This is a genomic window from Ruegeria sp. THAF33 (genome assembly GCF_009363615.1).
In the GTDB taxonomy this organism is placed as follows: domain Bacteria; phylum Pseudomonadota; class Alphaproteobacteria; order Rhodobacterales; family Rhodobacteraceae; genus Ruegeria.
This window is the reverse complement of record NZ_CP045384.1, coordinates 2,829,144-2,854,565: the sequence shown is the minus strand read 5'-3', so window position 1 is coordinate 2,854,565 and position 25,422 is coordinate 2,829,144. Positions and strand designations below refer to the sequence as shown.

Sequence of the window (25,422 nt, the reverse complement as noted above, 5' to 3'; positions counted from 1 at the left end):
ATGTACAGAGGGTCCTGCCTTTGCGGTTCAGTTGCTTTCACCATCGACGGAGACCTTTCTCCGCCTTCGGTCTGCCATTGCGGGCAGTGCCGAAAGCAATCCGGCCATGTCTGGGCCTCGACCACGACCCATCAGGACAATCTGAGTTTCTCGGCCCGCGACACGCTGAACTGGTTTCGCGCATCAGACATCGCACGGCGCGGGTTTTGCAACAAATGCGGCTCATTTCTCTTCTGGCAACATACCGAAGAGGACACGATTTCGATTGCCATGGGCGCGTTCGATGCGCCCACGGGCCAAAAGCTCTCGAAGCACATCTTTGTGGCTGACAAGGGCGACTATTACGACATCACGGACGATCTGCCCCAACGGGCACAGTAACAGGGACCAAGACATATGAGTGATTTTCCGACAAAAGCCCGCGTGGTCATTATCGGTGGCGGTGTGGTGGGGGCTTCCTCGCTGTATCATCTGGCCAAGAAAGGCTGGACCGATTGCGTTCTGCTGGAAAAGAACGAACTGACCGCAGGCTCGACCTGGCACGCGGCCGGTAACGTTCCGACCTTTTCGACCTCGTGGGCGATTATGAACATGCAGCGCTATTCGACCGAGCTGTATTCGCGTCTGGGCGAAGAGGTCGACTATCCGATGAACTACCATGTTTCGGGGTCGATCCGTCTGGCGCACAGCAAGGAACGGATGCAGGAGTTCCAGCGGGCCATGTCGATGGGCCGCTATCAGGGAATTCCGATGGAGATGTGGACGCCGGAGCAGGCCAAGGAACGCTACCCTTTCCTGGAAACTCATGATCTTGAGGGAGTCCTGTATGACCCGACCGACGGTGACATCGACCCGGCGCAGCTGACGCAGGCGCTGGCCAAGGGCGCGCGTGACATGGGCCAGAAGATCATTCGGTTCTGCCCTGCCACAGGCGTGAGCCAGCATGACGACGGCACCTGGACCGTCCATACCGAAAAGGGCGATATAGACTGCGACTATGTCGTCAACGCCGCCGGCTACTACGCGCAGCGTGTGGGTGAGTGGTTCAAGCCCTTCGGCGGCCGCACCGTGCCCGCGATGGTCATGAGCCACCAGTACCTGCTGACCGACGAGATCCCCGAGGTCGAAGCCTGGTCGAAGGAAAACGGTGGCAAGCTGCCGCTGCTGCGCGACGTGGATATCTCATACTACCTGCGACAGGAAAAGCACGGCTTCAACCTCGGCCCGTACGAGCCCAACTGCAAAGGCCACTGGATGACCGAGGACGACCCGATGCCCGAGGACTTCAGCTTCCAGCTGTGGAACGACGATCTGGACCGGATCGAGGACATCGTCACCGACGCGATGGAGCGGGTACCGCTGATGGCGACCTCGGGCGTGGGCCGCGTGATCAACGGCCCGATTCCCTATGCGCCCGATGGCCTGCCGCTGATCGGCCCGATGCCCGGCGTCAAGAACGCGTTCGAGGCGCATACCTTCACCTTCGGCATCGCCCAGGGCGGCGGCGCGGGCAAGGTACTGGCCGAATGGATCGTGGATGGCGCCACCGAATGTGATATGTGGGCCGTCGATCCGCGCCGCTATACAGACTACACCGATCAGGACTACTGCAACCAGAAGGGCATGGAAGTCTACGGCAACGAATACGCCATGCACTTCCCGCATCATGAATGGCCCGCCGCGCGCGACAAGAAGCTGTCGCCCGTGCATGCCAAGGTCAAGGAACTGGGCGGCGTCATGGGCGTCTACAATGGCTGGGAGCGCGCCAACTGGTTCGCGCAACCGGGCGATGACACCTCCGAGGAAAGCACCCACACCTGGGGCCGCTCGGGCCCGTGGGAGCAGCGCATCAAAGAAGAATGCGAAGCCGTGCGCGACCATTGCGGCGTGCTCGACCTGCCGGGTTTCTCGCGCTTCGTCGTCAAGGGCGAAGGCGCGGCCGAGGCGCTGCGCGGGCTGGTCACCGGTGGTCTGCCCAAGGTGGGGCGGATCAACCTCGTCTACATCGCCGACGACCGTGGCCGCATCCTGACCGAGATGTCCTGCATGCGACTGGGCGAGGATGATTTCGTGATGATCACCGCCGCCACCGCGCAATGGCACGACCGCGACATCCTGATGAACGCGATGCCCGCGGGCGTCACCGTCGAGGACGTGACCACCACCCGCGACACGCTGATCGTGACCGGGCCGAAATCGCGCGAGATCCTGTCGGGCTTGACCGATGCCGACCTCTCGCTGGGCTGGCTGACCCATCAGGCGGCCACCGTGGCCGGACAGCCCGCCCACCTGATCCGCGTGTCCTTCGCCGGCGAACTGGGCTGGGAGGTGCATGCGCTCAACGAGCACATGCCCGCGATCTATGACGCGATCCTTGCCGCCGGGGCCAAGCCGTTTGGCATGTATGCGCTGAACAGCCTGCGCATCGAAAAGGGATACCGCGCGTGGAAGGGCGATCTGAGCACCGACTACTCGCTGCTGGAAGGTGGGCTGGAGCGCTTCATCAAGTTCGACAAGCCGCAGGACTTCCCGGGCAAGGCCGCGTTGCTGGCCGAAAAGCAGCGTGGAGTGAAGAAGTCTTTCGTTACGCTGGTCGTCGAGGCCGGTGACTGCGATGCGCCTTACATGTCCTGCATCTGGCAGGGCGATCAGATCGTGGGCGAGACCACTTCGGGCGCATGGGGCTATCGTGTCGGCAAGTCCGTCGCGTTGGGCATGATCAAGGCCGATCTGGCCAACCCGGGCACCGAGCTCGAGGTGGAAATCTACGGCGAAAAGTGTCGCGCCGTGGTACAGGAGGATCAGCCGCTGTGGGATCCCGCAAATGAGCGGCTGCGCGCCTGACAAAAAGGAGGCCCGCATGCGCCCGCGATATTCCAAGATGGGACCTGGTGAAGGTCCCAACTATGACTGGGAAAACGACCATACCTTCGTGAAAGTTTCCGGTCAGGACACGGGCGGAGCCTACACACTGATGGAAGACAACTTGAAGGCCAGCTTCGCGCTTGGCCTTCATCGCCACGACAGCCACGCCGAGACTTTCTATTTTCTCGAGGGCGCCGTGGATTTCTATGTCGACGGAGACTGGCACCTGTGCACGCCGGGCACCACCATGCATGTTCCGGCGGGTGTGCCGCATGCCTGCCGGGTTGCCGACAACAAACCGGCACGGATGCTCATGATCTTTCAACCATCCGGGTTTGATGGTTTCCTTGCGGAACTGGCAACCATGACCCCGGCGGATTTCGAGGACGAGGCCAAGATGGCCGACCTGAATGCCCGATATGACATCGTGCCGATGGGACCGGTTCCGCCCCATCCCGCCGACCAGACCTGAGAAGCCAGCGAAATGAATGCTCCAAAGACGATGTCCGGTGTCTATCTGACGGGCCACGGTGGCCCCGAAGTTCTGGAATGGCGAGATGATATCCCGGTTCCTGAACCCGGGGCAGGGCAAGTTCTGGTTCGGGTCGCCGCCGCAGGCGTGAACAACACGGATATCAACACACGGGTCGGTTGGTATTCCTCGGACGTCACCGGCGCGACGGATGCCGTTGATCAGAAGGTCGAAGCGGGCGGTTGGGGCGGTGCATTGCACTTTCCCCGCATTCAGGGCGGAGATCTTTGCGGCATCGTGGAACAGGTTGGGCCGGGTGTTGCCTTCAAACCGGGTCAGCGCGTGACCTGTCCGATAAACCTGCCGCGCCCGCGCCCGGGAAACCCGCAGGGCTTCATTGCGCTGGGTTCCGAAATCGACGGGGCTTTTGCGCAGTATTGTCTGGTTGAAGCCGATGATCTCTATGACGTCAGCGCCTCGCCCCTTTCGGATGTGGAAATCGCCGCCATTCCTTGCGCCTTCGGGACGGCGGAGAACCTGCTGACCCGCGCAGGCGTGACGGCCGGGCACAAGGTGCTGATCACCGGCGCCTCGGGTGGCGTCGGGTTGGCGGCGGTGCAACTGGCCGCCCTGCGCGGGGCGTCGGTTTGGGCTGTAACAGCGGGCACGAAAGCCGAGATCGTGAAATCCCAGGGGGCCGAGAATACGTTTGACCGGAACGACCCGCTTCCGCAGGATATGTTCGATGTGGTGATCGACGTTGTGGGTGGCCCGGCCTGGCCATCGCTGATCCTTTCCCTGAAATCCGGCGGGCACTATGCCGTTTCGGGGGCAATAGCAGGCCCGATTGTCGAAGCTGATCTGCGGGACATATATCTGCGCGACATCACCATACATGGGTGCACGCACCAGGCGCCCGAAGTCTTTGACCGTCTTGTTGAACTGGTGAATACCGGACGGATCAAGCCACTGGTTTCCCGGACCTATCCGTTGAAGGATATTGGTATTGCACAGGCTGACTTTCAATCGAAGACCCTTCCGGGAAAACTGGTATTGGTGCCCTGAGGAGTAACGACATGGCAGATATCACCCTTTTGGACGGCTCTATCGGGCAGGAACTGGTAAAACGCAGTGGCGATCAGGCGACACCGCTGTGGTCGACGCGCGTGATGATCGATCACCCCGATTTGGTCGCGGAAGTGCACCGCGACTATTTCAGCCGGGGTGCGACGGTCGCGACAACCAATACTTATGCCGTCCATCGCTCTCGTCTGGTGCGGGTGGGGATGGAGGATCATATGCCTACCCTGATCGACACCGCCCTGACACAGGCCGAACGTGCCCGCGCGGCAACCGGGGGGCGGATTGCGGGTGCACTGGGGCCATTGCTCGCTTCATATCGCCCCGACCTTAACCCGGACCCTGCGGATGCGGCTGAAAAGTTCGCCGAACTTGTGGCCATGATGGCCGCGCGGGTCGATCTGTTTTTGATCGAGACCGCGTCGTCGGTACAGGAAGCCGAGGGCGCATTGCGTGGCACGGTCGGATGCGGAAAACCGGTTTGGCTGTCCCTGTCAGTCAATGATGACGATGGCAGCCTTCTCAGGTCCGGCGAACCGTTGGCGGACATTGCTCCGTTGGTGGAGGAGTTTTCGCCCGATGCCGTGTTGATCAATTGTTCGCGCCCCGAGGCGATCCCGGCGGCGCTGGAAGTTCTGTCCGGCATGAATCGGCCCTTTGGGGCCTACGCCAATGGCTTCACGCATATTTCGGATGATTTCCTTCAGGATGCGCCGACCGTGGATGCCCTGCAAGAACGTCATGACCTTGGCCCCAGGGCTTATGCGGATCAGGTGATGCGGTGGATAGATCAGGGGGCAACGATTGTTGGCGGATGCTGCGAAATCGGGCCGGATCATATCGAAGAACTGGCGAACCGGTTGCGGGCCGCCGGTCATAACATCGTTTGAAGAAAATGGCGGCAAAATCTACTTCGGACGCTCCAAAACAGGCCATCCGGCATTTCGACATCCTTGTCGCGCCGGGTTTCGTGCTGTTGGAGCTGGCGTCGTTGGTTGAGGTGTTGAGACTGGCCAACCGCGTATGCCCAAGCCCTCCGTTCACCTTCACCTATCGCTCGCTCAAAGGTGGCCCGATTGCCAGCAGCAGTGACGCCGTGGTTCAAACAGAAGCGGTGCCGTCACAGCCAAGGGCGGATTACCTGTTCGTAATCGGCAATTCAGACCCGGACCATCCGGATTTGTCGTTGGGGCGGGTGGTGTCGGACTATACCTTCCGGGACGCCAAGGTGTTCCTGCTGGCCGAAGCCGCCAGCCGCTATATCGACGAGCAGGGAACGGCCGACCTGGCAACCCATTGGGAAAACGCATCGTTCCTGCGGGAACGCGGCGCCCGGTTCGAAGCCAAACTGTCGATCGCAACCGAACAGGGCGCGGTTGTGACATGTGCCGGGATGGAGGCCACGACGGATATCGCCTTGGCGGTGATCGGGCGCCATATCTCGGGGCCTGCGAAGATGACCGTGGCCGACATCATGCTGCATGAGAACATCCGCGATTTCGCTTCGATGCAGCCATTCTCGGGCGCCAAATTGACTGCGACAGGCGATTCGAAGCTGGATCAGTGCATAAAGCTTATGCAGGCCAATATCGAAGACCCCCTGCCGATCAATCAGATCGTCGAATCGCTGCACCTGTCGAACCGGTCCCTCGAGCGTAAGTTCAAAACCTTTTTTGGAACCACTCCCAACGGATTCTACCGGGAAATGCGACTGGCCAAGGCAAATAACCTGTTGCTGAACACCACGATGAGCGTACGCGAAATTGGTTTGGCCTGTGGTTTTCCGAACGGGTTTTCGTCTGTTTACAAAAGCTTCTTCGGGGTCACGCCCTTTGTCGTACGTCGGCAAAAGCGAGCGGCATCACATCGGTGAAAACTGCGGATTTCGTGACGCTTTTGGTGCATTTGTTGTCGATCTTCCGTGGCAACCTATGCCAAACCTGACACAGCGGAGATTTCAGGATGGTTGATCTTCCCAGCAAGGCCCGAGCGGTCATCATCGGCGGTGGCGTCATCGGATGCTCGGTCGCTTATCATTTGACCAAGAAGGGTTGGAAAGACGTCGTGTTGCTTGAACGAAAGCAGCTGACAAGTGGCACCACCTGGCATGCAGCGGGTCTGATCGCACAGCTGCGCGCCACCGCAAACATGACCAAGCTGGCGAAGTACAGTCAGGAGCTGTATGGCTCACTCGAAGAGGAAACCGGTGTCGCCACGGGCTTCAAGCGCTGCGGGTCGATCACCGTGGCGCTGACCGAGGAACGCAAAGAGGAAATCTATCGTCAGACTGCGATGGCGCGGGCGTTTGGCGTCGAGGTCGAAGAAATCTCGAATGAGCGCGTGCAGGAACTGTATCCGCATATCAATCTCGAGGGCGTCAAGGGTGCAGTTTATCTGCCGCTGGACGGGCAGGGTGATCCGGCCAACATCGCGCTGGCTCTGGCCAAGGGCGCCCGCCAGCGCGGCGCCATCGTCAAGGAACGGGTAAAGGTCACCGATATCGTCAAACAGGGCCGCAGCGTGACCGGCGTGGACTGGGTGGCCGATGACGGCAGCGCCTCGGGCCATATCGAGTGTGACATGGTGGTCAACTGCGCCGGCATGTGGGGGCACGAAGTTGGCCGAATGGCGGGCGTAAACATCCCGCTGCACGCCTGCGAACATTTCTACATCGTGACCGAGAACATCGACGGCCTGACGCAGCTGCCGGTGCTGCGGGTGCCGGATGAATGCGCCTATTACAAGGAGGACGCCGGGAAAATCCTGCTGGGCGCCTTCGAGCCCAACGCCAAGCCCTGGGCGATGGACGGCATTCCCGACAGCTTCGAGTTCGACCAGCTGCCCGAGGATTTCGACCATTTCGAACCGATCCTCGAAGCCGCCTGCAACCGCATGCCGATGCTGGCCGAGGCGGGCATCCACACCTTCTTCAACGGCCCTGAGTCCTTCACGCCCGACGACGCCTATCACCTTGGGCTCGCGCCCGAGATGGACAATGTCTGGGTCGCCGCCGGCTTCAACTCGATCGGGATCCAGTCGGCGGGCGGCGCGGGCATGGCGCTGGCCGAATGGATGGACACAGGCGAAAAACCCTTTGACCTGGGCGATGTGGACATCAGCCGGATGCAGCCCTTCCAGGGCAACAAGCAGTATCTTTTCGAACGGTCCAAGGAGACGCTGGGCCTGCTCTATGCCGACCACTACCCCTATCGCCAGAAAGCCACCGCGCGCGGCGTGCGCCGGACGCCATTCCACCACCACCTGAATGAACACGGTGCCGTGTTCGGTGAACTGGCCGGGTGGGAGCGCGCCAATTGGTTCGCCAACGAAGGGCAGGAACGCGAATACAACTACAGTTGGAAGCGTCAGAACTGGTTCGAGAACTCGGCCGCCGAACACCGCGCTGTGCGCGAAAACGTGGGCATGTACGACATGTCCTCGTTCGGCAAGATCCGGGTCGAGGGCCCCGATGCCGAGAAGTTCATGAACTATGTCGGTGGCGGCGACTATGCCGTGCCCAATGGCAAGATCGTCTACACGCAGTTTCTGAACCGTTCCGGCGGGATCGAGGCAGATGTCACCGTCACCCGCCTTTCCGAGACCGCCTATCTGGTGGTCACCCCGGCGGCGACGCGCCTGGCGGACCAGACCTGGATGATGCGCCATGCGGGCAATTTCAACGTGGTCATCACCGACGTCACGGCGGGTGAAGGCGTTTTGGCGGTGATGGGTCCGAATGCGCGGGCCTTGCTGGAGAAAGTCTCGCCCAACGACTTCTCGAACGCGGCAAACCCCTTCGGCACCGCGCAGGAAATCGAGATCGGCATGGGCCTCGCCCGCGCCCACCGCGTCACCTATGTGGGTGAGCTGGGCTGGGAGATCTACGTCTCATCCGACATGGCGGGCCACGTCTTTGAAACGCTGCACGAGGCGGGGCAGAACATGGGGCTGAAGCTGTGCGGCATGCACATGATGGACAGCTGCCGGATCGAAAAGGGCTTCCGCCATTTCGGCCATGACATCACCTGCGAAGATCACGTGGTGGACGCCGGGCTGGGCTTTGCCGTCAAGGTGGACAAGGGCTGCGACTTCATCGGCCGCGAGGCGGTGATTGCGCGCAAGGAAAGCGGCCCGAAATCGCGCCTTGTGCAGTTCCGCCTGACCGATCCCGAGCCGCTGCTGTTCCACAATGAACCGATCATCCGCGATGGCGAGTATGTGGGCTATCTCAGCTCGGGCAACTATGGCCACACGCTGGGAGGTGCGATTGGCTTGGGTTACGTGCCGTGCGAGGGGGAGAAGGCCGCAGACGTTCTGGCCTCGACCTACGAAATCGACGTGTGTGGCACGAAAGTTCGGGCCGAGGCGTCGCTCAAGCCGATGTATGACCCGAAATCCGAACGGGTGAAGGTGTGACCACGGGGTTTGGTGGGGGCGCTGCCCCCGCCGCCTTCGGCGACTCCCCCGGGATATTTGTGGCCAGATGAAGAGCGGGTCCCTTGTTCCTCTGGCCACAAATATCCCGGAGCGCGAGGCAGAGCCTCGCATTTCAGACCTCACCTAAAAAGCGTGGTCTGACAACTCATCAAACATTGTTATGTGACACTTCACTGTTTTCAGAGTTTTCAACCCGTTCATTTCTGCCTTAAACCGAACCGGTATCAACCGGAGACCCGATGTGGCAGACACGCTTCTACCTTCACAGAACACGGACACACCAAAGGGGCTTGCGCTGGCAGTCACGGCCTATGTCCTGTGGGGGTTCTTGCCTCTGTACATGAAAGCGCTGGATCATATGGGCGCGGTCGAGGTTGTGGCGCACCGTGTTATCTGGTCAGTGCCTGTGGCCGGGTTGTTGCTGGTTGTCCTGGGCCGAACCCGGGATCTGAAGGCCGCGCTTGGCAATCCGAAGATGTTGGGTATGGCCGCTTTGACAGCAGCGCTTATTTCCGTGAACTGGGCGATTTACGTACGGGCCATTTCCACGGGCAACGCACTGGATGCGGCGTTGGGTTATTACATCAACCCCCTATTCAGTATCGCGCTGGGGGCAATCCTGTTGAGAGAACCCCTGACACGGACACAATTGTTCGCGGTCGGATTGGCCGCGCTGGGTGTGGTGGTACTTGTGGTGGAAGCCGGTCGTTTGCCTTGGGCGGCTCTTGGGTTGATGATCAGTTGGGGATTCTACGCGTTCTTCAAGCGCTCGCTGCCGATTGGGCCGAACCAGGGTTTCCTGCTTGAGGTCCTGATCCTTTTGATTCCGGCACTGGTCTATGTCACCATTCTGGGTGTGCGGGGCACTGGTCATTTCGGTGTCGCGATGTCGGACACCTTGTTGTTGTCCTGTGCAGGGGTAGTAACGGCGGTGCCATTGCTGGTCTATGCAAACGGCGCCAAACTGGTGCGCCTGTCCACGATGGGCATCCTGCAATACATCGCGCCGACCATGATTTTCATTACCGCGATAACCCTGTTCGGCGAAAAGATTGACACGGGCCGGATGATCGCATTCCCACTGATCTGGGCGGCTCTGGTCGTTTACTCGATCCCTATGATCCGGCAGGCGCGCGGTCAGGCCTGAAGCAACAGGCGCGCGGCTGCATCCGCCCAAAGCGCATACGCCCGGGGGCTGGGATGATAGCCATCCGGTGCAGCCAACGCCGGGTCGTCCGGCAGGTCGAGTGGCAGGTGTTGAACATGCGAAAATGCAGCCGCAACCTCTTGCAACCCCTGATCCAGGCGCGCGGCCTGGCATCCAAGCACCCAGGCCAGCGGCTGAGGCAGGGCCGGAAACCTGTTCATCTGTGGGACTGCGGTTACGACGATGCGACGAGCCCCTAGGTTTTCTGAAAGCAAGCGGATAAGGCGGGTCTGGCGGCGCGCAAATTGCTGGCGTGTCACAGCCCGGGTGACATCATTGACTCCGAGTGCCGTAACGACAGCATCGAACTCGCCCTCGATTTGCGAAAGACGGTCAATCGTGTCCTGGGTGGTGTGCCCGGTTGTCGCTTCCAGCTGCCATTCGACCGCATAGTGCCCGGCCAGACGGTTGACCAGATGGCCGGATAACGCCTGATCCTGCGTGCCGGCGCCCACTCCGGCTGCCGAACTGTCACCGGTGATCAGAAGCCGCAGACGCGGCCCGCGCCCTGAGCGGCCTTCGCGCGGGCCAGTCGGTTCCGGCAGCAACTGCGCGTTCCTGCGTACCGATAGGCCCTGCGCGGCAAGCACCGGAAGCAACGGAACCCGCAAAATCTGATCGGCAGCCAGTGAACGAGGCATTGTCAGCTCAGCGCGTTTTTGAATTCCAGAAAACGAGCGTCTGTCATGACCCGCGCCATCATGGCATCGCGCAAGGCACCTACCGTTTTGTAGGGGCGCATGACGACCTCGAAAACCTGGATCAACCCATCGTCGTTCAACGTAACAAGATCCACGCCGATACCATCCAGATCACCGACTTTGCATTGAAACTCCAATGCCCAGTCTTTCCCGTCGCCCATGACGCGCCGATAACGAAAATCTGAAAACACCTGCCCGACATGCCCCAGAACGGCAGCGACCGGTGCGCGCCCTGTCCAGGTGCTGTAGTATGTGGGCGGCAGGAACTGCACATCTTCGGCCAGGAGCTGATGGATCAAGGCCTCATCGCCCTTTGCGACAACCTCTTGCATGCGTTCAATTGTCGGGTGCATGGCATCTCCTCCGCTTTTGAAGAGAAGGTCACCGAACATGGGCGGGCATGCAAGGACGACGTTGCGGGAGGTCACGAGCTGCGATAGGCACCCTGCATGAGCGACACCTATGAACCCCCTCAAACCCCACTGGATGTGTTGCATGAAGATGCACAGCTGATCGTGGTGAACAAACCATCGGGCCTGCTTTCGGTTCCGGGGCGGGGCGCGAATCTGTCAGATTGTCTGTTGACCCGGGTGCAGGATGCATTTCCACAAGCACTGCTGGTGCACCGGCTGGACCGGGACACGTCCGGTGTCATGGTCTTTGCCCAAACGCCGCACGCGCAGCGCAACCTGAGCATGCAATTCGAGCAGCGTCAGACCCGCAAAACCTATGTCGCCCGTGTCTGGGGGCAGCTGGAACCCAAGACCGGCACCGTGGACTTGCCTCTGATCGTGGACTGGCCCAACCGGCCCAGACAGATGGTTTGCCATGCGACGGGCAAACCTGCCGTGACGGACTGGCGTGTCGTCAAGACCGAAGGCAATACAACGCGTGTGCGTCTGTTTCCCAAAACGGGCCGGTCTCATCAACTTCGCGTTCATATGCAGGCGCTGGGCCACCCGATCCTGGGCGATCCATTCTATGCGACAGGCGACGCGCTGGACTTCCCCAGATTGATGCTGCATTCAGAAGAGCTGCGCCTGAAACACCCGGAAGGTGGGGTTTCGATGAAGTTTCGGGCCCGGCCCGAGTTCTGATCTCAGGCCGTGCTGGTCCAGAGCATCTTCAGATTCCCCAGCGAAAAACGTTTGGATCGTTTCTTTGATACGGGCTGCTTGCACTGCCGGGCCATGGTGATTTCGCGCTCGATCTCGAAGGCGCGCAGGGTATGGTCCTGAGACCATTGCCCCAGCCTGAGTGTCATCATGACATGGGTGTCGAGGTAAGGCATTTTTCGTGCTCCTTCTTTCGATGCCATTCCAATCTGGCCCATCACTCCTGACACCCTCTTGTCAGTGGGGTGTGCTAGAATGTCAGCATGTTGACAGGAGGATGCAATGCGCCGTTCGACCCGATTGTTTGAAATCATCCAGATCCTGCGGGCTGCGGGCGCTCCGGTCACGGCAGAGGCGTTGGCCGCAAGGTTGGAGGTGTCCGTGCGCACGGTTTATCGGGATATTGCCGAGTTGCAGGCGCAACGGACGCCCATCGAAGGTGAGGCCGGTATCGGGTACGTGATGCGGCGCGGCTACGATCTGCCGCCGCTCAATTTCGATGCAGAAGAAGTTGAGGCCTTGTGGGTTGGCCTGTCTCTTCTTGCGCGTACCGGCGACAGTCACCTGCAAAGGGCCGCCAGCCGGATATGCCAGAAGATCGACGCGCTGCATTGCCCAGCGGATTGGTTGCAGGTTGCCCCATGGGGTGCCCCGGCGGATGATCCAAACAAGGGTTGCGTTTCGATCGCGCATTACCGCGAAGCCATCAGGGCAGAGCGGAAAATCCGTATCACCTATGAAGATGGCGAAGGCGAACGCACGGTTCGGGTCGTGCGCCCTGTGGCGCTGATCTATCACATCGAATGCACGATGCTGGCAGGCTGGTGCGAATTGCGCAACGGGTTTCGCCATTTCCGCACCGACCGTATCTGGTCCAGTGAATGCACGGAAGATAGCTTTTCAGGACAAAGCAGGTCATTGCGCGAGCTCTGGCAGGAGCAACAGAACGCAGAAACGTTCGTTGAAGCGGTTTGAATACGTGTTTGGCGGGTATTCGCCGACTTCACCGCATTGTTGCTTGAGCCGCCAAGCCTGCACAGTGATATACTGAGGAAAACGAAGCACGCCCGAACAACGGGTGCTGGAGCAGAAGGTGATATCATGACGATTTCCAAGTTTTTCGTGGCCACAGGTTTGTGTTCAGCCCTTGTGTTGGCGGCCTGTACCGACCCGGGCACGCTGACAGTACAAGACGACCCGAACCAGAACGCCAAACAGGGCGCCGTTCTGGGTGGGCTGGTCGGCGCTGGAATCGGGGCGATTGCCAATAATTCGAACCCCGGTTTGGGCGCGCTGGCCGGTGCTGCAATCGGTGCTGCTGGGGGCGGCGTGATCGGCAATCAACTGGACAAGCAGGCTGCGGAGCTGCGTCAACAACTGGCAAATGACGGAATTACAATCGTCAACGCAGGCGATCGCCTGATTGTGACGGTCCCGAATGACATCACCTTTGACACCGACAGTTCGACCGTGCGCCCGGCGTTGCGGTCTGACCTGGTGAAAGTGGGCCAGAACCTGGTCAACTACCCGAATTCGAACGTGCAGATCATCGGGCACACTGACAGCGACGGCGACGCAACCTACAATCAAGGCCTGTCAGAGCGTCGCGCGAATGCCGTGGCCGATATCCTTCAGGCCAACGGTGTCAGCTACAACCGCATTCGCACGATCGGGCAGGGCGAAAACAACCCTGTCGCGTCCAACCTGACGCCGGAAGGAAAATCGCAAAACCGGCGTGTCGAGATTGTCGTGGTGCCCAGCGGAAACGCGTAACCACTGCGCGGCGTGAACAGCGGGGCCGCCCGATGGGCGGCTCGGTTTGCGCAATGACTGTGCGTCAAATGGGGTTTGGATCGGGGTGATCTCGGTCTAACTTGCGGGAAACACAGAAACGGAGCTTTCCCGATGTCCCAACCGACCCTTCTTGGCCTGTCCGGTTCCCTGCGCCAGAACGCGACCAACCGTAAGCTTCTACGCGAGGCGGCACGGTTGTTCTATCCGGCAAGCTTTGTCGAAGCGGAATTGAACCTGCCCCTCTACGATGGTGATCTGGAAGACGGAGAAGGGATTCCCGAGGCGGTTCATACGCTGGCCAGTCAGATCGCACAGGCCGATGCGGTGATCATTTCGACACCTGAGTACAACAAGGGTCCATCAGGCGTTCTGAAGAACGCGCTGGACTGGGTCAGCCGAACGCAAGGCAATCCATGGGCCGACAAACCGGTTGCGGTAATGTCGGCGGCCGCTGGTCGTGCAGGCGGGGAACGGGCGCAGATGATCCTGCGGGCCTGTATGGTTCCATTTCAGCCGCGCATCCTTCAGGGGCCCGAAATCCATCTGGCGAACAGTTCGAACGAATTCGACGATCAGGGAAAGCTGCGTTCGGACCGGTACGAAAAGTCTTTGCATGACTTGATGCAGAAACTCCGGGCCGAGGCCGGTTTCTGATCGCGGGTCAGGCAAATGACGCAAGAGCGACAGACCGATCTCTTGGATCCGGCCCGCGCGGCCGCATTTCAGGTGGCGCTGGGCGGTGTGGCAACGATCGCCAGTGGTTCGGAATTGCCGCCCTTCTTCCATCAGCTTTATTTCTGGACCCCGCAACCGGCCGCCAAATTGGGTCGGGATGGGCATCCCAAGGTTGGGGGCCTGATCCCGGATATAGGATTGCCGCGCAGAATGTGGGCCGGCGGGCGGTTGACCTTTCACGTTCCTCTGATCGCAGGGATCACCGCCGAAAAGAAATCGGTTCTTGAAAGTCAAAGCGCCAAGGTGGGGCGGTCCGGCCCGTTGGGCTTTGTCACTTTGCGGCACGAGATCTGGCAGAACGGTCAGTTGCGCGTGACAGAGTGGCAGGATCTTGTTTATCGCGAAGATCCTGCGCCGGATGCTGAAATGCCCCAACCGCCCACAGCGCGCACCGATGAGACCGATTGCCGCGAAGTCGGGTTCGATTCAACGTTCTTGTTTCGATACTCGGCCCTGACCTTCAATGGCCACCGTATTCACTATGATCTGGACTATGCGCGCGATGTTGAAGGATATGGCGGGCTGGTCGTGCACGGGCCGCTTCTGGCGCAGCTTCTGATGCTTTTCGCGGTTGACCTGATCGGTCCGCTCGCCTCGTTTTCGTTCCGCGCGACTTCGCCATTGATGCATTTCGAAACTGCCCAGTTGTGCCGGAGGGGTGAAAACATGTGGGTACGCGGCCCTGGCGGGCGGCAATGCATGCAAGCCGTCGTGCAGTCACAATGAGGCTTCGGGCCGGAACTCATCAGGGATCGTATCCCGATCTTCAAGCATAAGATCGGCCATGACCTCGGCGATTTTGGGGGCCATGCCGAAACCGATTTTGAACCCGCCATTGGCGATGAACTGCCCCTGATGCAGGGGATGGGCGCCCAACATCGGCGCACGGCTTTTGCTGCGCGGGCGCACACCGGCCCAGCGTTCGATCACCTCGGCCCCGTGCAACAGGGGCAGGACGCGCGTGGCGCGGTCTATCACGTCGTCCAGAGCTTCGTCCGTGCTGGTCGGGTTCTCATAATTCCGTTCCGAGGTCGATCCGATCGCAAGTGTTCCGTCTGCATGCGGGACAATGTGAATCGCGTCGGCGAATAGTTGCGGCACTTCCCCCGCGTCGAAGCGCAACAGGGCGGCCTGCCCTTTGACACCATTTCCGACGGTCTTGCCGTAGGCGTCGTTCAGTTCCTGCAATCCTACAAGGCCCGTGGCGTGGATGACCTGCCCCTTGTCCTCGGCTTCACTGACAATGTGGACGCCCATGACCTCCAGGGCTGCGACCAGCGCGGCACAGGCCCGCCGGGGGTGCATTCGTGCCGTCAGCGTATCGCGAATGACAAAGCCTGTGGGGCTGGGTGGGCACCAAGAACCCGCTTGGGCCGTGGTGATGACACGCCATTCCGCCCGGCCTTGCCAAAGCTCATCTGCGGTGCCTTCGCGCTTGCGGGCCAGTTCCAGACCACGCGCGTCCGGGATCGGCTGCAGGCGGCCCAGCTGGCCATAGCCGGGGGAGACCCCGCCAGTGTCTTCGATCTGTCGCCAGAATGGCTCAGCCATGATCAGACTGTCGAACTGAAATGCTTTCTTGGCGTTCCAGTTTTCCGGCACATGCGGGGCCAATGCGCCGACCAGACCTCCGCTGGACCCGGCGCCGGGACCGGACGGATCGACAACCTGCACTTTCGCACCGCGGCGCGCACAAATCCAGGCGATGGACAGGCCGAAAATTCCTGCGCCGCGAACCGTCACATCGACCATTGCCAATTCCCTTTTCCTTGTTCAGTGTCGCGCCGCTTAGCTACAGGATTCCCCAATGGCAGACCAGCGCGCCGAATTGACGTGGACCGAAGATCAGATACCGGTCTCGGACCGCTTCGACGACCCATATTACTCGTTGCAGAACGGGCTGGAAGAGACGCGCCATGTGTTTCTGGCGGGAAATGATTTGCCTGCGCGGTTTGCACCGGGGTTTCATATTGCCGAGTTGGGTTTCGGCACCGGCCTGAACCTGCTGACCGCCTGGTCGGAATGGGAGGCATCCGGTCAGAAAGGGCCATTGCGCTTTACTAGTTTCGAAGCCTTTCCCATGGCGCCGGAAGACATGCAGCGCGCGCTTGGGGCCTTTCCTGAATTGCATCCGTGGAGCAGTCGGTTTCTGGCGCATTGGACAGGACGCACATGTGTGTTGGATTCGCTTCGGTTTGAGGTGGTGATCGGCGATGCACGCAAGGCATTGCCGAACTGGGACGGAATGGCAGATGCCTGGTTTCTCGACGGGTTTTCACCAGCCAAGAACCCCGAATTGTGGGGCGCGGACCTGTTGCAGGACGTGGCAAGCCACACTGTCACGGGCGGTACCGCGGCCACGTATACGGCCGCGGGTTTCGTGCGCCGGGGACTTGAGAGTGCAGGTTTCAACGTAACCCGCATGCCCGGCTATGGTCGCAAGCGGCACATGACACGGGCACACAAAGCATGACCCAGAAGAACAATGTCGGTGCGGGCATCGCTTTGATGGTGGGCGCGACAATTGTCTTTGCGTTGCAGGACGGTATCTCGCGCCATCTGGCCGGAACCTACAACACCTACATAGTGGTCATGATCCGCTATTGGTTCTTTGCGGCTTTTGTTATCGCTCTGGCCGCGCGGGCCCCCGGTGGGCTGAAGGCGGCCACAAAGACAAATCAGTTGGGTTTGCAGATCCTGCGGGGCTTGTTGCTGGCGGCCGAGATCTGCATCGCGGTCTTTGGCTTTACGGTCCTTGGCCTTATCGACAGTATGGCGGTTTTCATCTGTTATCCTCTGCTTGTCGCCGCGCTGAGCGGGCCGGTGCTGGGCGAAAAGGTCGGATGGCGGCGATGGGCTGCGATCGGTGTCGGCTGCATCGGCGTTCTGATCATCCTGCAACCGGGCGCCGGGGTCTTCAACCCGTGGGCTGTCATACCTTTGATTTCTGCATTGCTGTTTGCGATCTATGGTCTTTTGACGCGATATGTCGCCCGTCAGGACAGCGCGGCCACCAGCTTTTTCTGGACTGGTGTCGCCGGTGCCGTGGCGATGACCTTGATTGGCATGTGGTTCTGGGAGCCGATGGCGCACGGCGACTGGCTCTGGATGGCGCTGCTTTGTGTCAGTGGCGTATTCGGGCACTGGTTGCTGATCAAGTGCTACGAAGTGGCCGAAGCCAGTGCAGTTCAACCCTTTGCATATTTCCACCTGGTTTGGAGCGCGATCCTGGGTATTTCGATCTTTGGCGAAACGTTGCGCCCCGAAGTCGTGGCGGGCGCAACCATCGTCGTAGCCGCAGGTTTGTTCACCTTATGGCGCGAACGCCGCCAGAGATGATCCGATCAACTCCTGTGAGAACGGAATCGAAAGGGCGGGTTGCCCCAGGCGGGCACGGTAGACCGGCAGGCTTTCGGTCACGCGCATCACGTAGTTCCGCGTTTCGCTGAACGGAATCGTCTCGATCCAGTCCACGATATCGACCTCGCCCGTGCGCGGATCACCATAGCGTTCCATCCACGAGATCGGGCGCCTTGGCCCTGCATTGTACCCCGCCGCCATCATCACAACGTTGCCGTTGAAATCGGCCGCCAGACCAGAAAGATAGTTGGCCCCAAGCTTTGCGTTGTATTGCCAGTCCGTGGTCAATCGTCCCGTCTGATGGCCGCTGAGAATGCCCAGCTCGCCAGCAACCAGCTTGGCCGTGGCGGGCATTACCTGCATCAAGCCGCGTGCACCCGCACCGCTGACGACGACCGGGTCGAACTCGCTTTCGCGACGCGCGATGGCCAATGTCATTTCCTTGGCCATCGGCAATCGCATATCTGCCACTGGATGGACCGGGTAATAGGCTGCGGGTAAAACGGTTCCCGTGGTCGCCGCCCGCTTGGCGATCATCACGGCCAGATGCGGCTGTTTCAGTTCGATAACCAGGTCGCCCAATTGATTGGCCTGCACTGGATCAAGGCTTTCGACCAGATGGGTCAGGAACCGCTCGGACAGGTTTGCTTCTCCGGCTTTCAACAACAGCAATCCGGCCTCCAAAACGCTGGAATCGGCAAACTCCGCCTGCCGCCAATGCGGCGCGCGACGCGGATTGGCCAGTTCCGCATCAAACGGTCGTCCGATCCGTTCTGCGGCCAACAGACCGTAGAATGAGGTCTGGTAATCGGCCCCCATTGCATAGGCGTCATACGCCTTGTCCGCGTCACCCAATGCCGCGTAAGCGCGCCCAAGCCAATAGCCACCACGGCCTTTCGAGATCGGAGATTTCACGGCGTCCGAAAAGTTCTGGAAGTGGCGAACGGCGGTGGCAGGATCGTTTAGTTTGCGAAGCGCCAGAAAACCGGCCAGCCATTCAAGATCGGCATAGCCGTAACCCATTTCGGGGGTCATGTGATGATTGGCGGCCACGTCATATGCGCGCGCCGCACGGCCCGATCGCATCTCAAGCCGTGCAAGACGGCGCCGTCCCTCGGCCCATTTGTCAGGCTCACCCAGGGCGTCAGGCCCGGTAGAGCGTGCCAGCATCAGATCGACGGCGCTGTCATCCAGTTCTTTCTTGTCGCGCCAGACAAAACGATCGAAGGCCAGCCCGGGCGCATCCGCCAGAGACTTGGGAACTGCTGCCACCTTGGTGTCCACACCGGGTTGGCGTTTCTGCAATGCTATGCGCGCTTCGGCCAGTTTGCGTTCGTCCGGACCGACCAAAGGCAACATCTGTCCGGCGCTTACAAGATGACCGTCCCAAAGCATTCTGTCCAGCCGCGCCGCGTGATGCGGTTTCAGAAGTTTGGCAAAGTTCTCCAGATAGCTTTTTTGCAGACCCGAACCCATTGGCATGGTGCGCCAAGCGGTCACAATGTCGGCCTCCGCTTCTCCGATGCGTCCCTTGGCTTTCAGGGCGACGGCAAAGTTCAACGCGCCCTCTGCCGTCTGAGGCGGCATGCCGGCATAGAATTTCAGAACCCTGTCTGGATCGGCACCGGTGAAAACAGGCTCGCTCTTGCGGCGCAGCCATGCCAGCCCGGGCCAGTCCGGGCGACGTTCGAGAAACACCAACACGTCGCCAGAGCTGCCGAAGCCCTCGCGCAGCCAGTGCCAGACAATGATATCGCGCGATACAGAACCTCGCTGGCCGGATACGCGCAACGCTGCGTTCCAGTCGCCTTTGCGCATTTCGTTAAGTCCAGCGCGCAAATCAGCAGCAGCATCTGCCCGTGCTGAATGCGTCGCAGTCACCGAATACAGAATCACAGCAGTCAACAGTGCCAGAAAGCGTGTCATCCCTTGCATTTCCCAACCAACCGAGGATAGAGCCTGTGAGGATAAACCGTGCGTCGCCGGGATCAACTCACAAAGCTGGAAACGTGAGGGACCGCGGCGTAAAAACTGCAAAATGCACCTTGAAGGAGCGTGTCATGTTCAAAGGCTCGATGCCAGCCCTCGTCACCCCGTTCAACAACGGCGAGTTGGACCTGAAAACGCTCAAACATCTGGTGGACTGGCAGATATCCGAAGGCTCGACCGGGCTGGTGCCTGTGGGAACAACCGGTGAAAGCCCGACGCTCAGCCACGAAGAGCATGAAACGGTGATCGAAGTGGTTGTTAAAACCGCTGCGGGCCGCGTTCCTGTCATTGCCGGTGCCGGGTCGAACAACACGGTCGAAGCTGTCCGCTTCGTTCAGTTCGCGGAAAAAGTCGGAGCGGATGCGGCACTGGTCGTCACGCCGTATTACAACAAACCAACTCAGCGCGGCCTGATCGCGCATTTCCAGGCGCTGCATGCGGCCGCGGATATCCCGATTATCATCTACAACATTCCGGGCCGCTCAGTCATTGACATGACACCTGCCACGATGGGTGAACTGGCCAAGCTTCCTCGCATCGTCGGGGTCAAGGATGCAACGGGCGATCTGGCCCGTGTCAGCCAGCAGCGTGCAACTTGCGGCGCGGATTTCTGCCAATTGTCCGGCGAAGACGCCACGGCCCTTGGGTTTAACGCCCATGGTGGTGTTGGCTGCATCTCGGTCACCGCAAACGTGGCCCCCAGGCTCTGCGCCGAATTCCAGCAGGCCACGCTGGCCGGAGATTACGCAAAAGCGTTGGAGTATCAGGACAAGCTGATGCCGCTGCATGAGGCGATCTTCATCGAGCCGGGCCTTGTCGGTGCCAAATATGCACTCAGCAAACTGGGCCTTTGCAGTACCGAAGTGCGTTCACCCCTGACCGAGCTGGAAGACAGCACCAAGGATGCAATCGAGGCCGCAATGGCCCATGCCGGCCTGATCTGACTGGTATTTCAGAATATGACGAAGGGCGGCCTCAAACCTTGAGCGTCGCCCTTTCTTTTTGATGTATCCAGACTTCATCTGGCCAAAAAATATCCCGGGGGAGTCGCGGCTTGCCGCGGCGGGGGCAGAGCCCCCTCAGCGTTTGCCGTAATACAGCCCCACGACATGTTCGGCCTGCGCAAAGAACAGCCAGCGCGACGTTGCAACACCTGCCAGATGCGAGGCCACGGCCAGCAGGGCGAAGACGTGATTGAACGGCAGCAGCAACAGCAGAACCGGCAGCACGAATGCCAGAACGAACGAGATCAGCCGCAGTTTTTCGGCGTGTTTGCGCCCGACCACGTGAACGAATTCTCGCAGCAGATAATTGGTGCCGGTATGGGGCGGCTCAAAGGCGCGGACGGATCCGCGTGCGCCAAGCCCGGTGGCTGTTCCCAGATCCGTTCCCGATAACGCAAACGCCTGATCCCCCTTGCGCCAGTACAGTATCTGCACCAGCGCCGCGATCAGCAGCAGCGGCAGAGCTGCGCTTGTCTGACCTGCCAGCAATGCACCACCGGCCAGGCTGAAGCTGAGAAACATGGCAGGTGTCAGGTTCATGTTCCAGCGTGGGATGGTCTTGAGCTGCGTGTAGATCATCGAGGTCGTGAACACTGTGGCCAGCGACAACCCTGCGCCGATCCAGCCCAGAAAACCCCAGCGTTGGTCCAGAAACACCACGCCAATCGCATAGAGCCCCATGATGACCAGCGCGAGGACGGCACACCAACCTTCACGGCTGAGCCAGCTGGTTTTCCATTGAGTGAACGCCTTCAAGGCCCGTTCGGGATGGCCCAGGTGGAAGGTCGAAGCCAAAAGCCCGCCGACGGCCAGACCATAGGCAATGGCGAAGAACACAAAAGCCACCCAACCCGAGACAGCCGGAAACCCCAGGCCAAGAAAGAACAGCAGTCCAAATCCCAGACCGGACAGGGTGGTGAACAGAATGACGGAGGGTGCGGGATGCATCAGAGTTTCTCCAACGTCTTGTCGAGCCAGCCGAGGAACCCTTTGGGCTCGTCAGCGATGGGGGTCAGCAGGGGGGCCAGTATGTCGATCTGGTCTTCCACGGTGTCCTTGGGGCGCGGGGGCAGGTATTTGTTGACGGGTTTGGTGCCCATTTCCGGCATCAGGTCCATGCCACCCCGTTCTGCAACCAGCTGGCTGACATCGCTGTCGGGATCGCCCAGATCACCAAAGTGCCTTGCGCCCGCAGGGCAGGTGCGAACACAGGAGGGGATACGGTCGACCTCGGGGAGGTTTTCATTGTAGATGCGGTCCACGCAAAGTGTGCATTTCTTCATCACGCCCTCGGCCACATCCAGTTCCCGCGCACCGTAGGGGCAGGACCAGGCGCACAGGCCGCATCCGATGCAATCGCTTTCATTGACCAGGACGATGCCATCCTCGACCCGTTTGTAGCTGGCGCCGGTGGGGCAGACGGTGACGCAGGGCGCGTCTTCGCAATGCAGGCAGGATTTCGGGAAGTGAATCAGCTGGGCATGCCCGTCGGCAGGTTGCACTTCGTAGGAATGCACACGGTTGAGAAAGGTGCCCGAAGGGTTTGCACCATAGGCGTCCTGATCCGAAAGAGGGGCACCGTAATTTTCCGTGTTCCAGCCTTTGCAGGAAATAACGCAGGCGTGGCAGCCGACACAGGTGTCCAGGTCGATGACCAGGCCCATCTTGCGGTCAGTGGAGTTTGGTAGCTGGGTCATTTCAGGGAACCTCCGCTGTTGAGGGCAGGTGAGGGGGCCAGCGCCCTCTTGAGCCTGCGGCTCAATTCACCCCCGGGATATTTTTGGCCAGATGAAGTGCGGATCCGGGTCATTTGCCCACCTTCCAGGCCAGGTTCTCAGGGCCGGTTCCGACAGGAGATTTGATCGGGTCGAAATTCGGCTGGCTTTGCGCATCGGCAGGTGCGTCGGATTTTTCGATTTTGACCTTCAGGTCGAACCATGCCGCCTGACCAGTGATCGGGTCCGAATTGGCCCAGCGCATTCCATCATCTTTGGACGGCAGCAATTCGTGAATCAGGTGATTGAGCAGGAAACCTTTGGTCGCTTCTGGCGCGTCGTCCTGCAAGGCCCAGGCGCCCTTGCGTTTGCCGATGGCGTTCCATGTCCAGACCGTGTTGTCGTTCAGCGCGGCCATCTCCATCACCGGCACGGTGATTTCACCGTGGGGGGAGCTGACTTTTGCCCAGTCGCCGTCTTGCAGGTTGTGTTCTCGCATCAGTTTGGTCGGGACGTACAGCGGGTTTTGCCCGTGCAACTGGCGCAGCCACGCGTTCTGTGTGCCCCAACTGTGATACATGGCCATTGGGCGCTGCGTCAGGGCGTTGACGGTGAAGCCTTCATTGCCGTGCTGATCGGTTTCGTACCAGATCGGCAACGGATCCATGGTGTCCTTGATGCGCTGGCGCAGGTGCTCGGGCGGCTGGCGGTCACCGTGACCTTCAGCAGCCAGCTGGAACCGGCGCATCGGTTCGGAATAGAGCTGGAACAGATAGGGCTGAGGGCTGTCATAGATGCCCATCCCGACGGCCCAGTTCTGATAGGCGGTGTTCCACGGTTTGTAGTAATCCGCGCCTTCCGGGATATGCGCCACATAAAATCCGCCGTTTTCGATATACCGGTTCAGCTGATCCGAATTGACCTCGCCGCGGCCTTCCTTGTCGCCGTCTGGACCCCGGAAACCGGCCAGCGGGCCGATGCCAGGGCGTCGTTCGTGGTTTACGATGTAATCCGCGTAGTCTTTCCACTTTGGGCTGCCGTCTTCATTCGTGAAACCCGGCAGGCTCATACGGTTGGCCAGCTCGATCAGAACCGACTGGAAACCACGCACGTCACGGTCGGGTTCGACCACTGGCCAGCGAATGGCGTCTGCTGCGGCGTCGGCCTCGCAGATCGGGCGATCCAGCAGCGAGATACAGTCGTGCCGCTCGAGATAGGTGGTGTCGGGCAGGATCAGGTCGGCGTAAGCCACCATTTCCGAAGAATAGGCGTCGGAGTAAATGATGCGCGGGATGACGTAATTGCCGTCATCGGTCTTGGCCGTCAGCATCTCCATCACACCTTTGGTGTTCATGGAGGAATTCCACGACATATTCGCCATGTACATGAACAGGGTGTCGATCTTGTAGGGATCACCAGCCGCAGCGTTCGAAATCACCATGTGCATCAACCCGTGCACGGACATCGGGTTTTCCCAGGTGAATGCCTTGTCGATGCGTTGCGGCGTGCCGCAGTCGTCCAGCAGCAGGTCTTCGGGACCACGTGGAAAGCCCAGATGCGGGCCGTTCAGCGGACGTCCCGGACGCCTGTCGCCATGAGGCGTCGGGTGTGCTTCGACTGGTTTGGGATAGGGTGGCTTGAAGCGGAAACCGCCCGGCACCTCGACTGTTCCCAGCATGATCTGCAGCACATGCAGTGCGCGGCAGGTCTGGAATCCGTTGGCATGGGCTGATACGCCCCGCATGGAATGGAAGCTTACGGGACGACCAATCATCTTCGAGTGCTTTTCACCCCGAAAATCAACCCATTCCTGATTCAGTTCGATTGCTTCGTCAAAAGCGACCCTGGCGATTTCGGCGGCAATAGCCCGGATACGTTTGGCCGGGATGCCGCAGCGATCGGCCACCGTCTCGGGCGCGTGTTCGTCGCTGAGGTATTTTTCAGCCATCAGGTGGAAAACGGGGCGGTGCGTCACACCGTCCTTGTCATAGGTCGCCGACAGGTCCGGGCGCACGCCGGGCTTGTCGAATTCGGTTGGCTCGCCCGTCTTGCGATCAATAACCAGCGGCTTGCCGTCCTCGTCGCGCAGGAACAGGCCCTTTTCCGCACCCTCGCTTGCGTTCACCAGAACCGGCGCATTGGTATAGCGGCTCAGGTAATCCAGATCGATCTTGCCGGCTTTCATCAGAACGTGGATCAACGACAAAATGAACAGCCCGTCTGTTCCGGGTGTGATGCCGACCCAGTCATCGGCAACAGCGTTATAGCCCGACCGGATCGGATTCACCCCGATCACCCGTGCGCCGCGCGCCTTGATCTTGCCGATCCCCATTTTTATCGGGTTGCTGTCATGATCCTCGGCGACGCCGAACAGCATGAACAGTTTGGTGTGATCCCAGTCGGGTTGTCCAAACTCCCAAAACGCGCCGCCCATCGTGTAAATGCCACCGGCCGCCATATTGACCGAGCAGAAGCCTCCGTGAGCTGCGTAGTTCGGAGTGCCGAAATTCTGGGCCCAGAAACTGGTGAAACTCTGGCTCTGGTCGCGGCCAGTGAAAAAGGCCAGTTTCTGCGGTGCGGTTTCATGCAGTTCGTTCAGCCAGCCCACGGCAGTGCTGAGCGCCTCGTCCCACTCGATTTCGCGAAATTCACCCGAGCCACGTGGGCCGACACGCTTCAGCGGTTTGCGCAGGCGAGAGGGGGCGTTGACCTGCATGATCCCGGCAGAGCCCTTGGCGCACAAAACCCCCTTGTTTACCGGGTGGTCCCGGTTTCCTTCGATATAGGCGACCTTGCCGTCTTTCATGTGAACGTTGATGCCGCAGCGGCAGGCGCACATATAACAGGTGGTTTTGCGGACCTCGTCCGAAACTTTCGGAGACGTTTCAAGGATCGGCTGCTGATGGGTCATTGGCGGGTCCTGTCGGTTGTGTCGGGAGGACTTTGTC

Annotated in this window: 24 protein-coding genes; 16 read left to right on the top strand and 8 right to left on the bottom strand. The window is 60.1% G+C overall.

Translation table 11 applies throughout. The annotated features are described in order from the left end of the window. The 8 genes from FIU92_RS14285 to rarD all read left to right on the top strand — a co-directional run bounded on the left by FIU92_RS14285 (nt 1) and on the right by rarD (nt 10,001). The gene (locus tag FIU92_RS14285; protein WP_152459241.1) at nt 1-381 is read left to right on the top strand and encodes a GFA family protein; all 381 of its coding nucleotides are present in this window, start codon (nt 1-3) and stop codon (nt 379-381) included. A 15-nt stretch (nt 382-396) separates the two neighbouring features. Then, a complete protein-coding gene (locus FIU92_RS14280; protein WP_152459240.1) occupies nt 397-2,844 on the top strand; it encodes an FAD-dependent oxidoreductase in 2,448 nt (815 codons plus the stop codon). A gap of 16 nt (nt 2,845-2,860) precedes the next feature. Next, entirely contained in the window at nt 2,861-3,337 is a 477-nt protein-coding gene (locus FIU92_RS14275; protein WP_172978502.1) for a cupin domain-containing protein, read from the top strand. A 12-nt stretch (nt 3,338-3,349) separates the two neighbouring features. Continuing rightward, entirely contained in the window at nt 3,350-4,402 is a 1,053-nt protein-coding gene (locus FIU92_RS14270; protein WP_152459238.1) for an alcohol dehydrogenase family protein, read from the top strand. A gap of 11 nt (nt 4,403-4,413) precedes the next feature. Beyond that, the gene (locus FIU92_RS14265) at nt 4,414-5,307 is read left to right on the top strand and encodes a homocysteine S-methyltransferase family protein (protein ID WP_152459237.1); all 894 of its coding nucleotides are present in this window, start codon (nt 4,414-4,416) and stop codon (nt 5,305-5,307) included. 5 nt (nt 5,308-5,312) lie between these two features. Continuing rightward, a complete protein-coding gene (locus FIU92_RS14260) occupies nt 5,313-6,290 on the top strand; it encodes a GlxA family transcriptional regulator (RefSeq protein WP_152459236.1) in 978 nt (325 codons plus the stop codon). A gap of 89 nt (nt 6,291-6,379) precedes the next feature. Then, nucleotides 6,380-8,833, top strand: coding sequence for an FAD-dependent oxidoreductase (locus FIU92_RS14255; protein WP_152459235.1), 2,454 nt, complete (start codon nt 6,380-6,382; stop codon nt 8,831-8,833). Between the two features lie 262 nt (nt 8,834-9,095). Continuing rightward, nucleotides 9,096-10,001 carry an EamA family transporter RarD gene (gene rarD / locus FIU92_RS14250; RefSeq protein WP_152459234.1) on the top strand — a complete coding sequence of 302 codons (906 nt, stop codon included), beginning with the start codon at nt 9,096-9,098 and terminating at the stop codon, nt 9,999-10,001. Here rarD and FIU92_RS14245 read toward each other — a convergent pair. Together FIU92_RS14245 and FIU92_RS14240 are read right to left on the bottom strand one after the other, a co-directional pair. Further along, entirely contained in the window at nt 9,992-10,702 is a 711-nt protein-coding gene (locus tag FIU92_RS14245; RefSeq protein WP_152459233.1) for an SGNH/GDSL hydrolase family protein, read from the bottom strand. The two genes, rarD and FIU92_RS14245, sit on opposite strands and share 10 nt — an antisense overlap. 2 nt (nt 10,703-10,704) lie before the next feature. Then, complete coding sequence (locus FIU92_RS14240) at nt 10,705-11,115, bottom strand: nuclear transport factor 2 family protein (RefSeq protein WP_152459232.1); 411 nt, start codon at nt 11,113-11,115, stop codon at nt 10,705-10,707. Between the two features lie 96 nt (nt 11,116-11,211). On the opposite strand from FIU92_RS14240, the gene FIU92_RS14235 reads away from it, so the two are divergent. Next, nucleotides 11,212-11,859 carry an RluA family pseudouridine synthase gene (locus FIU92_RS14235; protein ID WP_152459231.1) on the top strand — a complete coding sequence of 216 codons (648 nt, stop codon included), beginning with the start codon at nt 11,212-11,214 and terminating at the stop codon, nt 11,857-11,859. A 2-nt stretch (nt 11,860-11,861) separates the two neighbouring features. On the opposite strand, the gene FIU92_RS14230 is transcribed toward FIU92_RS14235, so the two are convergent. Continuing rightward, entirely contained in the window at nt 11,862-12,053 is a 192-nt protein-coding gene (locus FIU92_RS14230; RefSeq protein WP_152459230.1) for a hypothetical protein, read from the bottom strand. Between the two features lie 106 nt (nt 12,054-12,159). On the opposite strand from FIU92_RS14230, the gene FIU92_RS14225 reads away from it, so the two are divergent. The 4 genes from FIU92_RS14225 (at nt 12,160) to FIU92_RS14210 (ending at nt 15,132) form a co-directional block, all read left to right on the top strand. Beyond that, on the top strand, nt 12,160-12,852 hold the full coding sequence (locus tag FIU92_RS14225; RefSeq protein ID WP_152459229.1) for a YafY family protein: 693 nt from the start codon (nt 12,160-12,162) through the stop codon (nt 12,850-12,852). 126 nt (nt 12,853-12,978) lie between these two features. Next, the gene (locus FIU92_RS14220) at nt 12,979-13,650 is read left to right on the top strand and encodes an OmpA family protein (RefSeq protein ID WP_152459228.1); all 672 of its coding nucleotides are present in this window, start codon (nt 12,979-12,981) and stop codon (nt 13,648-13,650) included. 132 nt (nt 13,651-13,782) lie between these two features. Further along, nucleotides 13,783-14,325 carry an NADPH-dependent FMN reductase gene (locus FIU92_RS14215; RefSeq protein WP_152459227.1) on the top strand — a complete coding sequence of 181 codons (543 nt, stop codon included), beginning with the start codon at nt 13,783-13,785 and terminating at the stop codon, nt 14,323-14,325. Nucleotides 14,326-14,340: 15 nt separating this feature from the next. Beyond that, nucleotides 14,341-15,132, top strand: a complete 792-nt coding sequence (locus FIU92_RS14210; RefSeq protein ID WP_152459226.1) for an acyl dehydratase — start codon at nt 14,341-14,343, stop codon at nt 15,130-15,132. On the opposite strand, the gene FIU92_RS14205 is transcribed toward FIU92_RS14210, so the two are convergent. Continuing rightward, entirely contained in the window at nt 15,124-16,158 is a 1,035-nt protein-coding gene (locus FIU92_RS14205) for an FAD-binding oxidoreductase (RefSeq protein ID WP_152459225.1), read from the bottom strand. The genes FIU92_RS14210 and FIU92_RS14205 overlap by 9 nt on opposite strands. A 55-nt stretch (nt 16,159-16,213) precedes the next feature. On the opposite strand from FIU92_RS14205, the gene mnmD reads away from it, so the two are divergent. Then, entirely contained in the window at nt 16,214-16,879 is a 666-nt protein-coding gene (mnmD, locus tag FIU92_RS14200; protein WP_152459224.1) for a tRNA (5-methylaminomethyl-2-thiouridine)(34)-methyltransferase MnmD, read from the top strand. After that, entirely contained in the window at nt 16,876-17,745 is an 870-nt protein-coding gene (locus FIU92_RS14195; protein ID WP_152459223.1) for a DMT family transporter, read from the top strand. The genes mnmD and FIU92_RS14195 overlap by 4 nt, the downstream gene beginning before the upstream one ends. On the opposite strand, the gene FIU92_RS14190 is transcribed toward FIU92_RS14195, so the two are convergent. Beyond that, complete coding sequence (locus FIU92_RS14190; protein ID WP_152459222.1) at nt 17,719-19,692, bottom strand: lytic transglycosylase domain-containing protein; 1,974 nt, start codon at nt 19,690-19,692, stop codon at nt 17,719-17,721. The genes FIU92_RS14195 and FIU92_RS14190 overlap by 27 nt on opposite strands. A gap of 134 nt (nt 19,693-19,826) precedes the next feature. On the opposite strand from FIU92_RS14190, the gene dapA reads away from it, so the two are divergent. Further along, the gene (gene dapA, locus FIU92_RS14185) at nt 19,827-20,699 is read left to right on the top strand and encodes a 4-hydroxy-tetrahydrodipicolinate synthase (protein ID WP_152459221.1); all 873 of its coding nucleotides are present in this window, start codon (nt 19,827-19,829) and stop codon (nt 20,697-20,699) included. Nucleotides 20,700-20,834: 135 nt separating this feature from the next. Here dapA and FIU92_RS14180 read toward each other — a convergent pair whose 3' ends face one another. The 3 genes from FIU92_RS14180 to FIU92_RS14170 all read right to left on the bottom strand — a co-directional run bounded on the left by FIU92_RS14180 (nt 20,835) and on the right by FIU92_RS14170 (nt 25,385). Continuing rightward, nucleotides 20,835-21,707, bottom strand: coding sequence for a DmsC/YnfH family molybdoenzyme membrane anchor subunit (locus FIU92_RS14180; RefSeq protein WP_152459220.1), 873 nt, complete (start codon nt 21,705-21,707; stop codon nt 20,835-20,837). Further along, nucleotides 21,707-22,456 carry a 4Fe-4S dicluster domain-containing protein gene (locus FIU92_RS14175; RefSeq protein WP_152459219.1) on the bottom strand — a complete coding sequence of 250 codons (750 nt, stop codon included), beginning with the start codon at nt 22,454-22,456 and terminating at the stop codon, nt 21,707-21,709. Before FIU92_RS14175 ends, FIU92_RS14180 begins: the two co-directional genes overlap by 1 nt. 109 nt (nt 22,457-22,565) lie before the next feature. Beyond that, on the bottom strand, nt 22,566-25,385 hold the full coding sequence (locus FIU92_RS14170; protein WP_152459218.1) for a molybdopterin oxidoreductase family protein: 2,820 nt from the start codon (nt 25,383-25,385) through the stop codon (nt 22,566-22,568). Nucleotides 25,386-25,422 lie beyond the last annotated feature (37 nt).